The sequence below is a fragment of the Paenibacillus sp. P32E genome, assembly GCF_001909085.1.
Taxonomy (GTDB): Bacteria; Bacillota; Bacilli; order Paenibacillales; family Paenibacillaceae; genus Paenibacillus_AQ; species Paenibacillus_AQ helianthi.
In genome coordinates this window covers 67,813-81,696 of the sequence record NZ_LVYY01000014.1, presented here as the reverse complement: position 1 = coordinate 81,696, position 13,884 = coordinate 67,813, and the positions used below count along the sequence as shown (strand labels likewise).

General features: G+C 54.7%; 11 protein-coding genes. All 11 read left to right on the top strand.

All coding sequences use genetic code 11. The annotated features are described in order from the left end of the window. Positions 1 to 328: 328 nt before the first annotated feature. The 11 genes from A3848_RS15430 to A3848_RS15380 all read left to right on the top strand — a co-directional run bounded on the left by A3848_RS15430 (position 329) and on the right by A3848_RS15380 (position 13,860). Entirely contained in the window at positions 329 to 1,504 is a 1,176-nt protein-coding gene (locus A3848_RS15430; RefSeq protein WP_074085897.1) for an amidase, read from the top strand. Between the two features lie 459 nt (positions 1,505 to 1,963). Continuing rightward, positions 1,964 to 3,538 carry a PucR family transcriptional regulator gene (locus A3848_RS15425; RefSeq protein ID WP_074085818.1) on the top strand — a complete coding sequence of 525 codons (1,575 nt, stop codon included), beginning with the start codon at positions 1,964 to 1,966 and terminating at the stop codon, positions 3,536 to 3,538. Positions 3,539 to 3,819: 281 nt separating this feature from the next. Continuing rightward, positions 3,820 to 4,992: a BMP family ABC transporter substrate-binding protein gene (locus A3848_RS15420; RefSeq protein WP_074085817.1), complete on the top strand. Its 1,173-nt coding sequence runs from the start codon at positions 3,820 to 3,822 to the stop codon at positions 4,990 to 4,992. A 106-nt stretch (positions 4,993 to 5,098) separates the two neighbouring features. After that, on the top strand, positions 5,099 to 6,631 hold the full coding sequence (locus A3848_RS15415; RefSeq protein WP_074085816.1) for an ABC transporter ATP-binding protein: 1,533 nt from the start codon (positions 5,099 to 5,101) through the stop codon (positions 6,629 to 6,631). Positions 6,632 to 6,660: 29 nt separating this feature from the next. After that, on the top strand, positions 6,661 to 7,743 hold the full coding sequence (locus tag A3848_RS15410) for an ABC transporter permease (protein WP_371916093.1): 1,083 nt from the start codon (positions 6,661 to 6,663) through the stop codon (positions 7,741 to 7,743). 30 nt (positions 7,744 to 7,773) lie between these two features. Continuing rightward, entirely contained in the window at positions 7,774 to 8,703 is a 930-nt protein-coding gene (locus A3848_RS15405; RefSeq protein WP_074085814.1) for an ABC transporter permease, read from the top strand. Positions 8,704 to 8,839: 136 nt separating this feature from the next. Continuing rightward, the gene (gene uraD, locus A3848_RS15400; RefSeq protein WP_244169839.1) at positions 8,840 to 9,325 is read left to right on the top strand and encodes a 2-oxo-4-hydroxy-4-carboxy-5-ureidoimidazoline decarboxylase; all 486 of its coding nucleotides are present in this window, start codon (positions 8,840 to 8,842) and stop codon (positions 9,323 to 9,325) included. Between the two features lie 218 nt (positions 9,326 to 9,543). Beyond that, the gene (gene uraH, locus A3848_RS15395) at positions 9,544 to 9,894 is read left to right on the top strand and encodes a hydroxyisourate hydrolase (RefSeq protein WP_074085812.1); all 351 of its coding nucleotides are present in this window, start codon (positions 9,544 to 9,546) and stop codon (positions 9,892 to 9,894) included. Positions 9,895 to 9,930: 36 nt separating this feature from the next. Continuing rightward, positions 9,931 to 11,325 (top strand): allantoinase, encoded by a 1,395-nt coding sequence (locus tag A3848_RS15390; RefSeq protein ID WP_074085811.1) that lies wholly within the window; start codon positions 9,931 to 9,933, stop codon positions 11,323 to 11,325. Beyond that, on the top strand, positions 11,322 to 12,605 hold the full coding sequence (locus A3848_RS15385; RefSeq protein ID WP_074085810.1) for a M20 family metallo-hydrolase: 1,284 nt from the start codon (positions 11,322 to 11,324) through the stop codon (positions 12,603 to 12,605). Before A3848_RS15390 ends, A3848_RS15385 begins: the two co-directional genes overlap by 4 nt. A 22-nt stretch (positions 12,606 to 12,627) precedes the next feature. Continuing rightward, positions 12,628 to 13,860 carry a pyridoxal-phosphate-dependent aminotransferase family protein gene (locus A3848_RS15380; RefSeq protein WP_074085809.1) on the top strand — a complete coding sequence of 411 codons (1,233 nt, stop codon included), beginning with the start codon at positions 12,628 to 12,630 and terminating at the stop codon, positions 13,858 to 13,860. Positions 13,861 to 13,884 lie beyond the last annotated feature (24 nt).

The window sequence follows — 13,884 nt, the reverse complement described above, 5'->3', positions numbered from 1 at the left end:
AGTGGAAAAAGGTAAACTAAATTGGCTGTAACCCTGGCGACAGAAGGAGTTAATGGGATTTTGTACACCTAATTCAAGCATGTCATCCCAAACGTCCGCTGTCAGTAGAATTAGTGATACTTTTTCCCACATAGGCTCTTCCATTAGCCGAAAGAGTTAAATTAGTGATCCTTTTTCCACTAAAGGATAACGCCCCCCTTCATCAAGTTTCCAAGTTCAATCTCTGTAGAGGCGGGCTAAAGGTGTTAAAGGCTAGAAGAGAGGGGCTTACATGCACCGGTAGAGATTGCCCGGGTTGTCCGGGAGGAGAGGAGGGGGACAGATGGGCCTGGATAATCAGAATGGTGCATTTATAGACCCGGGGCTTGAGGTAACGGGTTCGGCAAGCGGCAAGCTGGCTGGACTTAGCTTTGCTGTAAAAGATGTATTTGCAGTGGCCGGGCATCGTTCTTCTGCCGGCAATCCGGATTGGCTGCGCAGCCATCCGCCGTCAGCTGCCCATGCGTCAGCGGTCCGCAGGCTGCTGCAGTCCGGGGCTTGCCTGCGGGGGGCCACGCATACCGATGAGCTGATGTACAGCCTCGGCGGGGAGAATTACCACTATGGGACACCGGTTAATCCGCGTGCCGAAGGCCGAATCCCTGGCGGCTCTTCCAGTGGTTCGGCGGTAGCGGTGGCCTCGGGCTATGTGGATTTTGCCCTGGGAACAGATACGGGCGGTTCCATTCGCGTGCCTTCAGCGTACTGCGGCGTGTACGGCTTCCGCCCGACGCATGGTGCCGTGGAGATGGAAGGCGTGATTCCGCTCGCGCCGGGCTTCGACACCGTAGGCTGGATCGCGGACAGCCTGGAGCTGCTTCAGCGGGCGGGCGAGGTCCTGCTCGGAGCAGCAGCTCCGGGCAGCGGGGAAGGCGCGATGGACATGCTGCACATCGCGCCGGAGGCTTGGGCGCTGGCCGGTGCGGACAGCGCGGCCAGCCTCAAGCAAGGCCTGCGCCAGCTGCAGGCCGGTGCAAGACAGTCCGGCGTGACGGAGATCGCGCCGGAGGGACTGAAGACATGGATGGATGTCTTCAGGGAACTGCAGGGCGCCGAGATATGGGCGACCCACGGGGCATGGATCGAGCATGCGCAGCCGCTCTTTGGCCCGGATATTGCCGCCCGCTTCGCGTGGGCGGCAGGCCTGGCCGGGCAGGATCACAGCCGCGCACAGGCGGTGCGCGCGGAGATAGCAGCCCGGCTGCGGCAATTGCTTGGAGAGGACGGTTGCATCGTCCTCCCAACCGTGCCCGGCCCCGCCCCGCTGCGCGGCGGGGATCTGGCGCAGCTGGAGCAGAACCGCAGCGGCGCGATGATGCTCAGCTGTATCGCCGGCTTAGCCGGATTGCCGCAAGTGACGCTGCCGGTGCCGGGACCTGGCAGCCTGCCGCTGGGCCTATCCGTGATAGGCGGTCATGGTCAGGATCTGCGGCTGCTCTCATGGGTCCGGCGTATGTGGAAATGAACAGTTCTTCGAAGACGACAGAATTCCTGGTTCGTATACCCTACGAATCGGGAGTTTTTTTATTGTCAGGAGTTTAGCGGATGAGACAAGGCAAAAACTGTTTGGCGAGAAAAGGAGAACCACCGGAAGAGTAACCGCTGGCTAGAAAGTGTATTTACCCGCCAGGGTGATGTTGTTCGGTGACCAAGTATAGGCATTCCCTTGGTTTACTATGAATAACGCACGCAGAAACGGAAGCCGTCCTTACTAAAGGGGGGATCCGTTTCTGTATTATTTCGGCTTTTTGTTATGAGTCCGATCGTTAAGACTGTGTGGAAATGTGATATTACCTTACACAATTATTGAATATCCGCATTTTCCTCTTCCCATCATAGGTCTCTTTATCTATAATGTTACATAACATAACATTGAGAACGAAGGGATTTCCAATACATGAATTTAATATAAGGAGGGGTGGCCATGCATCTAACGGTCGAAGAAGCGTTGTCCATTTATCCTTTGTCCGAAGCGAGGCTGATTGCTGGCTCGAAGGGCAAACACCGAATTATCAAATCGATCAATGTGATGGATGCCCCGGATATTTCCGATTGGATCAAAGAAGGGGAAATGCTGCTTACGACAGCTTACCTAATTAAGGACAGTCTGGAGGATGCATCGGCGTTGCTTCAGACCCTGAACCGGCGCGGCTCCGCGGGCCTTGGCATCAAGCTGGGCCGATTCTGGGACGCAGTCCCGGAGAAGCTGATTGCGGAAGCAGAGACGCTGAATTTTCCGCTGATTGAGCTGCCGTTCCAGTTTACTTTCTCCGATCAGATGAACGGACTGTTCCGTGCCGAGCTTACGCGCAGTACCAGCGTGCTTCAGAGCATCATGGATAAGCAGCGTAAGCTAATGCGTTTTGCTTTGCGGTCCGGCCGCAGCCGCCCGCTGTTCGAATCGGTATCGGAAGTGATTGAGACTCCGCTGGCTGTCATCAGCGCCCGTGGAGATGTGGTGTTCAATAATTCGGACAACACAGCGCCGAAGCTGCTGGAAGGCTGGCCTTGGCAGAACCGGAACCTGCGCTTCCGCATCGGTGACAAAACCGGGTTCCGGATCCCCTTATTGCAGGGCGACAAGTGCTCCGGTTATCTTTTATACTGCTCCATTGACCCTTTATTGCTGCCTGTGGAAGAAAGCTTGTTTGTTCAGGGGGGCGAACTGATATCCTACCATATTCATTCCGGTTATGAAGATTATTTCGAGCATGCCGAACACAGGGAGTTCAGCGGACTTTTACGGCGCTTCCTAAGCGGCGGAATGTCCTGTGGTGAATTGGCCAAGGCTGCAGCCAAGCTGGAGGTGGAGCTGCTGCAGGCTCCGTTTCAATTGATGCTTACCGATACTGCCGCTTCAGGAGAAGCCCGCCTCGGAGAACTGCTTCGCTTGAAGGAAGAATATCTGGAGCAGCCGGAGCTGCATGGGCTGAATGGCATCCACGTAATGATAGACGACGGTCTGTTATCGCTGTATCCGGCGGGTCCGCACAGCCCGGAACAATTTCGGGAATGGGTGAACACTTGTTTCGATAATTTGAAATTTGATAAAGGCTATTCACCCCGTGCTGCACTCAGCAGCTCCAAGATGAAGCCGGAAGGTCTGAGGGAGGCCTTTGCCGAGATCAAGGAATGTATGGGGATGTCCCAACACTGGGGAGGGCACGGAAATGTTGTGCATTACCGTCAGCTTGAACTGAGCCTGCTGCTGCGCCGGATACCGGCAGAAACCATGGAGAAATACTGCACCAGCAGTCTGCGCGGCCTTCAGAGCCGGGAACCGGAGTACGTTAAGGAGATGCTGCGTACCCTGGAGGTCTATCTGGATAATGACGGGCATGTGAATGAGACCGCGAAGAAACTGTTTATTCACCGTAATACCGCCACCTACCGGATTGAGAAGCTTAGTGAACTGCTGGACGTGGATTTCAAAAAGATCAATGATCTCATGCGTCTCAAGCTCGTGTTTCTTTTCCGCAGCATGTTAGAGCAAGATTGAGGTATTCACCCTGGCGGTTTTAAAGAGGTGATACATAAACCGGCTTGATACAATAGGGAATGACATGAAAAACACTGATTCCAAGTTTCATGTTATGAATTATCACATATTCTAAAGATGATTCGAGGTATCATAGTGCGTTCGGCACAAAAAAAACTTCAGTTCTTATAAAATGGCACAAACGTATGTTATATAAATTTACGTGGATGCTGTGTCTCAGTATAGTAGAGATACATTAATGGCTTGAGCTATTATGAGAGATTTACTGGAGGAGGAGAATTATGAAAAGAAGGGGTCAAGCGGTTACTTTCAGCTTCGCATTAATGTTCCTGTTGGCGGTGGTTTTGGCAGGGTGTGGAAGCAACAATAATTCTGGCAACAACGCCAGCAGCACGAAAGCGCCGGCAGCAGCGAATGCGGGCACAACAACAGAGGCGGCGGCAACAACAGAGCCGGCAGCGAAGAAGCCGACGGTTGCCTTTGTCTACATTGGACCTCCGGGTGACGGCGGATATACCTACCAGCATGACCAGGGCCGTCAGTATATGGAGAAGGAGCTCGGCATAAAAGCGGACACTGTAGAAAATGTTCCGGAAAGCGCCGATGCCGAACGCATCATCACTGAGCTTGCCCAGAGTCATGATATCGTATTTACAACGAGCTTCGGGTATATGGACTATACCCTTAACGTAGCCAATAAATTTCCAAACGTGAAATTCATGCATGCTTCCGGCTACAAAACAGCCGCCAACATGGGAACCTATTTCGGCAAAAACTATCAAGGGAGCTACCTGGCAGGTATTGCAGCCGGTAAAATGACCAAGAAAAATCACCTTGGCTATGTAGGAGCCTTCCCGATTAGTGAGGTTATTTATAACCTCAACGCCTTTACACTGGGCGCTCAGAGCGTCAACCCGGATATTAAGGTGGACGTGGTTTGGACGAATACCTGGTATGATCCCGCAACGGAACGGCAGGCGGCGATCAGTCTTTTGGATAAAGGCGCAGATGTGCTGCTCGCTTACCAGGACTCCCCTGCAACCCTGCAGGCTGCAGCAGAACGCGGTGCTTTTGCCGGGGGGAATGACTCCGACATGGGCAAATACGCTCCGGATAGCTATCTGACCAACCCTGTATGGAACTGGGGACCTTATTATGTGAAGGCTGTTCAGTCCGTAATGGACGGAACCTGGAAGAACGAACAGTACTCCGGGGATATGGCTGACGGTATGATTGACATTGCACCGTTCGGCAGCAAGGTTCCGGATGATGTGAAGAAGCTTGTAGAAGATGCCAAGGCCAAAATCATCAGCGGAGAGCTGGATGTATTCACCGGCCCTATCACTGACAACCAGGGCAAGGTTCAGGTACAGGAAGGCCAAAAGCTGACCCTTGAAGAAGTTCTGTCCATGAACTGGCTGGCCAAAGGCATTGAAGGCACCATCCCGAAATAAGCGCTGCAACCAAGTGAATAGTGCAAGGCCTTATGGGTGGGGCGGGCTCCGTACAGCGGAACCTTCCCCACCCGTACTACAACTATAAGGAAAGGAGCGTCCCATCATGCAGGACCCTTCGGTTGAGATGCGCGGGATCGTGAAGAAATTCGGTTCTGTAACGGCAAGCGATCAAGTCGATTTTTCGGCAAATGCGGGTGAGATTCACGCGCTGCTTGGTGAGAACGGAGCAGGTAAAAGCACGGTCATGAGTATGCTCTCAGGGGTATACAGAGCGGATGAAGGCGAGATTCTCGTTCACGGCCAGCCGGCCAAAATCCGTTCCCCCAAAGATGCTGCACTCCTTGGCGTCGGCATGGTATTTCAAAACTTCAGACTGGTGCAAAGTCTCACGGCAGCGGAAAATATCGTGCTTGGCGAAAAGTCGTCTTTCTGGCGAGGCAGCAAATGGATTAAGAATAAACACAGGGAAATTGAAGGTCTGGCGGAGCGGTTCGGGCTCAAGTTCCCGGTGGACCGTCCAATCTGGCAGCTGTCCGTCGGCGAGCAGCAGCGTGTGGAGATCGTCAAGACGCTCTACCGTGGCGCAGATATTATCATTCTGGATGAACCCACCTCGGTGCTGACTCCCGGTGAGGCGGAGCAGCTGTTTGCGACTCTGCAGGTCATGAAGCAGGCTGGCAAGACGGTCATCATGACTACGCATAAAATGAAGGAGGTTATGGCCTCCTCTGACCGTATCTCCGTCATGCGCAAAGGGAAAATGATTGCAACGCTGGCCACAGCAGAGACGGATGAACTGGAGCTGGCCCGCCTGATGGTTGGACGCGAGGTTGAAATTACCCGCCAGGAGCGCGAAGCCTCCGTTGGGGAGCCTCTGCTGGTGGTCAATAATCTGGAGGTCACTGCCGATCACGGCCGCAAGGCGCTGGACGGCCTGTCCCTCAAGGTATGCGAAGGTGAGATTGTAGGGGTTGCAGGGGTTGCCGGCAATGGTCAGAAGGAGCTTGCAGAAGTACTGACAGGGCTTCGAACCTGGAAGAACGGTGACATCGAATTTGACGGCCAACCTGTCAAATCGGCTTCGGTGCGCGGCGCTATTGATTCGGGCATCTCCCATGTGCCGGAGAACCGGATGAAGAGCGGCCTGGCCGGACGTCTGGGCTCTGTAGATAATCTGCTGTTCAAGTCTTACCGCAGTGACGAACACTCCAAATTCGGATTCCTGAAGGCGGCTAAAAACCGTTCCTGGTCGCAGGCACTGGTCGAACGCTTCAATGTCAAAACACCAGAGCTGGATACCCCGGTACAGCAGCTGTCAGGCGGCAACCAGCAGAAGTTGCTGTTTGCCCGTGAGGTGAGCCACCAGCCGAAGCTGATGGTAGCGGTCCATCCTACGCAGGGGCTGGATGTAGGCGCTGCTGCCGGTGTGCATGATTTATTGATGGAGCTGCGCAGTACGGGCAGCGGAGTGCTGCTGATATCTGAGGATCTGGATGAACTGCTTCAGTTATCTGACCGGATTCTGGTGATGTACAACGGTTCGATCATAGGTGAGAGTGATCATGAGCATGCGGACCGGGAGCACATTGGCCTGCTCATGGCCGGAATCCGGAACAAGGAGGCAAGCGCCATATGAGTCCCAAAAATACAAGTGACGCCGTACTGATGAACTCCGTTCCGGCCAAACCCGGCAAATGGTTCCCCATGTGTCTGGAGTATGATGCAAGCCGTACGCGTTCCCCGTGGTGGTCACCGGTTCTGTCTATCATTCTGGCGCTTCTGCTCTGTGCGGTGTTCATCGCCGCTAACGGCATGAGCCCGATTACTGTATACGAAAAAATGTTCCGCGGGGCTTTCGGCACCTCCTATGGCTTCACCGAAACAATGGTTAAAGCGATACCGTTGCTGCTGTGCGGACTGGGGATTGCTGTTGCATACCGCATCTCCGTATGGAATATCGGCGCGGAGGGACAGCTTACTGTTGGGGCAATGGCTGCTACGGCGGTAACCATCTATTTTCCCGATCTGTCTTCCTTCTGGTCTATTACACTGATGCTTGTATCCGGAACAGCCGCCGGAGCTCTCTGGGGACTCATGACCGCGATTCCGCGGACCCATTTCGGCGTCAACGAGCTGATCACCTCTCTGATGCTGAATTATATAGCACTGCTTGCGCTGGATTATGTAGTGTTTGGTCCATGGAAAGACCCTAAGGGATTCAATTTCCCAGGCTCACCGATGTTCACCGCCGCCCAGTCGCTGCCGGTGCTGGGAACCACGAGACTGCATATCGGGTTGATCTTTGGTCTGGTGGCGGTAGCCATCTATTATCTGATGATCAAATTTACCCGCTGGGGGTATGAGTTGCGCCTCATTGGTGCCAATCCGACCGCTGCCCGCTATGCGGGGATTCACATCAAGAAGCATATTATTATTGTCATGCTGATCAGCGGCGGTCTGGCCGGCATTGCAGGCATGGCCGAGGTGTCCGGCGTCACGCACAAGCTGATGCAGGGAATCTCGCCGGGTTACGGCTACACCGCTATTATTGTCGCCTGGCTTGCCAAGCTGAATCCGCTCGGTCTTATCGTTACCTCGATCCTGTTCGGCGGCCTCATTGTCGGCGGCTACAGTGTGCAGACCATTGGTCTGCCTTCGTCCATTTCGGAAATGCTGCAGGGGGCAATCCTGTTTTTTCTGATTGCCGGGGATATGATTCACCGTTTCCGCATCCGCCGGAGCGCATAGCAGCATCCTCTTAGAGAAGGGAGTTTACCCATGGATTTCACTACACAGTTATTAATCGCCGCCATATCCGCCGGAACACCACTGCTGCTGGCTACACTCGGGGGTATCCTGAATGAACGGGCGGGCATTATCCAACTGGGTGCGGAAGGATTGATGCTGATGGGGGCGGTCACCACCTGTATCGTTTATATCCGCACAGAAAATCTGCTGCTGGCTCTCCTTGCGGCCATGGCTATCACTGCTGTACTTGGCATCGTTCATTCCTTCCTGTGTGTCACACTGCGTGCCAACCAGACCATGTCCGGCCTGGCGATGACCTTGTTCGGCAGTGGTCTAAGTGCTTATCTGGGCAAGTCCATCAGTGGCATTCCGCTGCCGGGTACTTCGCCCAAGCTGGATCTGGGCTGGGTGAAGCCGATTCCGGTAGTCGGTGATATCTTCGGCCGTATGGATGATCTGACCTGGTTCAGCTTACTGCTGGTGCTCGCGCTGCATCTGCTGATTCACCACACCTCCTGGGGTCTGCATTTGCGGGCCGTTGGAGACAGCCCGGCGACAGCTGACGTTATGGGCATCCGCGTACAGCTGATCCGTTACAGCTATGTCACTGCCGGAACTGTGCTGATTGGTCTTGCGGGTGCCGACATGGTGTTGTCTTACGCACCGACATGGAATGAAGGGCTTACGGCAGGCCGGGGCTGGATCGCTGTCGGTCTGGTGATTTTCGCCCGATGGAATCCGCTTCGCGCATTGTTCTGTGCCTATTTATTCGGAGCACTTGATTCACTAGGATTTCGCATGCAGTTGCTCGGCAGTACGATTCCACCCTATTTCCTCAAAATGATTCCATACGTTGTAACGATTCTGGTACTTATGTACCTCGGCTACCGCAACCGCAACAAGCCCTCCGGCACACCGGAATCACTGGGAACTCCGTTCATTCGAGAGCAGCGGTTCTGAATCTCACGCCCATTTTATGCAATTCGAGCATCTAAGTTAAAATTAAAAACAATCGGGAAAGAGTTAACTGGAGAAAGAAGGAAAGCCTGTGACGATGACACCGCCTATATTTTTGACACTGGAAGAGATAAACCGTATGAGCGAAGCGGAATTTGTAGTGAATCTTGGAGGAATCTTCGAACATTCGCCTTGGGTAGCGGAGGGGGCGTATGCGCATATTCCGTTTCACTCCATCGCAGAATTGCACAAGATTATGGTGCATACGGCACGTAATGCGGAGCAAGAACAGGTAGAGGAACTTTTGCGCGCACATCCGGATTTGGCGACCCGGCTTCAGGTCAGTCCGTTATCGGCAGCGGAGCAGCAGGGGGCTGGATTGGACCGCCTGACTCTGGAGGAATTCACCAGGCTTACCGCGCTGAATGCCGCATATACGAAACAATTCCGCTTTCCATTTATCCTGGCTGTGCGCGGCAAGAATAAGGATGATATCATCCAGTCTATTGAAGAACGTGTGAACCGGACACTGGAGGAAGAGTGGGAGCAGGCGCTTACTGAGATTGGCAAAATCACCGCTTTTCGGCTGAATGATCTGATCCAAGAGAAGACGACGGAGCTATAAAGCGAGAGTGAATTGAAACAGAAGATATAGGACCAATAGAACCAGCGGAGGTGCTCTACCATGACTGGAGCGGGGATAGTAGGTATAGCCTGTGAATTGGGGAATCCGGGATGCAGACTTGGGATTGCTGATGATTTGGAAATGAATGCGGGAACGGTTCAGCAGTCTGTGAGCGTCCGCTTGATAGATAGACATAGCTGGAAAAGAGGGTCTGGAGCATGAGCGGGCGTCTGACAACTCATGTGCTGGATCTGTCACGTGGATTGCCGGCCGCGGGGATGAAACTGCAACTTTGGAGCCTTGCGGAAGGCCCAGGCAAGCTGTTGCGTGAGGCAACTACAAACCATGACGGCAGACTGGATGCTCCGCTGCTGGAAGGAGTGGAACTAGTCACGGGCTGCTATGAGCTGTTGTTCATGGCTGGAGATTACTTTCGAGGTAACGGACTGGAAGGAGTTTTTTTTCTGGAACAGGTCCCGATCCGGTTCAATATCACCAAGACAGAAGATCATTACCATGTTCCGCTGCTTGTTGCTCCCGGAGGCTACAGTACATACCGGGGCAGCTAAATAGAGCAAGAGTTAATGACCGGAGGTGACCGATTCATGGAGGAATCATACGAGCTTATTATCAAAAATGGAGATGTCGTGCTGCCCGGAGAAGTACGGAAGCTGGATGTTGGGGTTAAGGACGGAAAGATCGCTGCACTGGGCCAAGGGCTTCGGGCGGCGGCAGATACTACGCTCATAGATGCGGAGGGGCACTATGTACTGCCGGGAATGATCGATATGCATGTACACTTTAATGAACCGGCGTTTGGCCACTGGGAGGGATTTCGTTCCGGTTCGGCAGCGTTAGCAGCAGGGGGGTGTACCTGCTATGCGGATATGCCGCTGAATGGGAATCCGCCTACGGTAAATCAGGCTGCACTTCAGCTCAAGACAGAAGCTGCCTCCCGGAATTCTGCAGTGGATTATGTATTGTGGGGCGGTCTTGTTCCAGGGAATCTGGAGGATTTAGAGGATCTGGCGAAGGCCGGTGTGACTGGCTTCAAGGCCTTTATCTCTAATCCCGGCGGTGAAGGAGAAGGGCGTTTCCGTGAGGTGGATGACGAGACGCTGTATTTGGGAATGCAAAAAATCGTAGCACTCGGCGGTATTCTCGCCCTGCATGCGGAGAGTGAAGATATTACGGCCGTGTTATCGGCGGATGCCGTACGCAGCGGTAAGACCGGGGCGCGGGACTTCGCGGCTTCCCGCCCTGCGATTGCGGAGCTTGAGGCAGTATCACGGGCGCTGCTGTACAGTGAACGCACCGGCTGCCGGCTGCATTTCGTGCATATCAGCACGGCTGCCGCGATTGAGATGATCCATGCTGCGAAGCAGCGCGGACTGGATGTGACGGCGGAAACCTGTCCGCATTATCTGATGCTGAGTGAAGACAGCATGGAACAGCTGGGGCCTGTAGCCAAATGCGCTCCGCCGCTCCGAAGCCTTGAAGAGCAGGAAAAGCTGTGGGAGGTGCTGGCTGAGGGCAAAATCGATCTGATCGCCTCCGATCATTCGCCTTGTCCGCCTGAGCTTAAGCTGAATCCTGATTTAACGTTTTTTGAAGCCTGGGGCGGGATCTCGGGGGCCCAGAGCAGCCTGGAGCTGATGTTCCATGAAGGAGTTCATGTACGCGGACTGCCGGTCACCCTAGTCTCGGCTTTATTGTCGGAGAAGCCGGCGCGGCGATTCAGACTTGACCACCGCAAAGGCTCTATCGCGCTGGGGCTGGATGCCGATCTGGTGCTTCTGAACCCAACGGCCGATTACACACTGGCTGCAGAGGATCTGTTCTATCGGCACAAGCACAGCCCCTATACCGGAATGACTTTATCCTGCAAGGTTACAGCCACGATCTGCCGGGGGAATGTGGTATATACCGCTGAACAAGGTGTGGTCTCGCCGGACAAAGGGGAATGGCTGCAAATTAATTATACGCAGCCTGCTCTATGAAGAGACCGTTCCTGCACGCACCGGCTACGGATATGCTGGAGCTGCTCGAGGAACTGGCAGCGTTCAGCACTCCGGGTCCGGGTGTTACCCGCCTGTTATATACGCCGGAGTGGAGCGGGGCACAGCATTTTTTGCAGGAAAAAATGGCTGGGCTCGGCCTGGAGGTTCATACGGATCCAGTAGGTAATGTCTTTGGACGGCTGAGCGGATCACAGGATTCCGATAAAGTCATCCTTACCGGCTCCCATATCGACACCGTGGTGAACGGAGGCAAATATGACGGAGCTTATGGAGTAGCGGCTGCAGTCACCGCGATGCACTATTTGGCAGAAACTTTTGGGCCGCCGCTGCGGACGTTGGAGGTTGCTGCGTTCTGTGAGGAGGAGGGGAGCCGCTTTCCGCTGACGTTCTGGGGTTCCGGGAATGTGACGGGCCTATATAACGGAAGCGTGGCAGAGTCTGTTTCTGATCTGGAGGGGATTACACTCATGGCGGCGATGGAGTCCTGCGGCCTACCAAACCAGGGGAGCCGGACTGATCATGATAATCACGGTGACCGCCTCATGAATTCCGCCCGGAGAGACGACATCGGGATGTATGTCGAACTGCATATCGAGCAGGGAATCATTCTGGAGCAGTCCGCCCAGCAAATCGGGGTGGTGCAGGCGATTGTTGGCCAAAGACGATTCACTGCCAGAGTCATTGGAACCGCGAATCATGCCGGAACAACGCCGATGGGGCTGCGCCAGGATGCGCTTGCCGGTACAGCGGAGATGTTGTCTGCGCTTGAGCAGTTTGCTGTGGAAGCGGGAGAGCCGCTGGTAGCCACTACCGGCAGGCTGGAAGTTTTTCCGGGAACCTCGAATGTGATCCCGGGCGAAGTGCAGTTCACGCTGGATATCCGCCACAGTGAGGCAGAGCGGCTGGAGAGCTTCTGTTCCCGGGTCATGACAAAGTTCGGAGAGATTGCGGCCCGGCGCGGGCTTAAGCTTGAGCTTGAGCAGACGCTGGCTACGTCTCCCGCGCCGATGAACCCGGCGCTCTGTGAAGCTCTTGAACACATCTGCCAGGAGCAGGGGAGAAGCTTCCGCAGTATGGTGAGCGGAGCGGGGCATGATGCCCAGCTGTTCGCACCAAGGTGTCCGGCGGCGATGATTTTTGTGCCCAGCCGGGCAGGGATCAGCCATTCTCCGGAAGAATACTCCTCACCGGAAGAGCTGGCGGCTGGGCTGGATGTTCTGACAGCATTATTATATAAGCTTGCCTATGAGGAAAGCTGAACCTATAGAGGGAGAGATGATCATGAAGCGGTACGAAGATTTGTCGCCATCCCTGCGGTGCATTATGACCCCCGGACCGGTGGAGGTCGATCCGCGCGTGCTGCGGGCGATGTCTTTTCCGGTACTCGGACAATTCGATCCTGAATTTACAGACATTATGAATGAGACGATGGGGATGTTGCGCGAGCTGTTCGCAACGGAGAATAAATGGGCTTATCCCGTAGACGGTACCTCTCGCTCCGGTATTGAAGCGGTAATGGTCAGCCTGATCGCTCCGGGTGACCGTGTGCTGATTCCGATCTATGGGCGGTTCGGCCATCTGCTGCATGAGATCGCCGAACGCTGCGGTGCCGAGGTATTCACAATCGAGAAAACCTGGGGCAGTGTATTTACGCCGGAAGAAGTCATCACCGCGATCAATAGCTTCCAACCTGACGTGGTTGCCATGGTTCATGGCGAGACCTCGACTGGACGGGTGCAGCCGCTGGCCGGGATTGGGCGGGCCTGCCGTGAGCACGATGCGCTGCTGATTGTGGATGCTGTGGCGACTATTGGCGGAGTGCCGGTGGAGACGGATGCCTGGATGCTGGATGCCGTTATCGGCGGCACACAGAAATGCCTGTCCATTCCTTCAGGCATGGCGCCGGTAACCTATAATGAGCGCGCCGAAGCCAAACTTATGAAGCGTAAACAGGTAGAACGCGGACTGCGCACAGGCGGAGCTCAGAGCAGTGAGCTGCCAGTGGTTCGCAGCAATTATTTTGATCTGGGCATGCTGCAGGATTACTGGAGCGAACAGAGGCTGAATCACCATACTGAAATGACCTCCATGCTCTACGCACTGCGGGAGGGAGTGCGGCTCGTACTGGAAGAAGGGCTTCGGGAGCGGCATACCCGGCATGCCTTGCACGAACGGGCTCTGGTCGCTGGACTTACGGCGATGGGCCTAGAGCTATATGGAGACCCGGGGAGCAAGCTGACGGTTGTGACCTGTGTACTCATTCCGGAAGGGGTGGACGGCGAGTCGGTGCGGGAGATGCTGCTTAGCCGCTTTGGCATTGAGATTGCCAGCTCTTTCGGTCCACTAAAAGGGCTGATTTGGCGCATTGGCACCATGGGCTTCAGCTGCCGTGAGAATAATGTACTGCGTGTGCTGGGCGCGCTGGAGGCTGCCCTGTTGCGGCACGGTTATGCAGCTCCTTGCGGGCTTGGCGTTCAGGCGGCATTAGATGTATATGAAGCAAATGCGGATTAAAGCGATCCTATCCGGTATAATGCT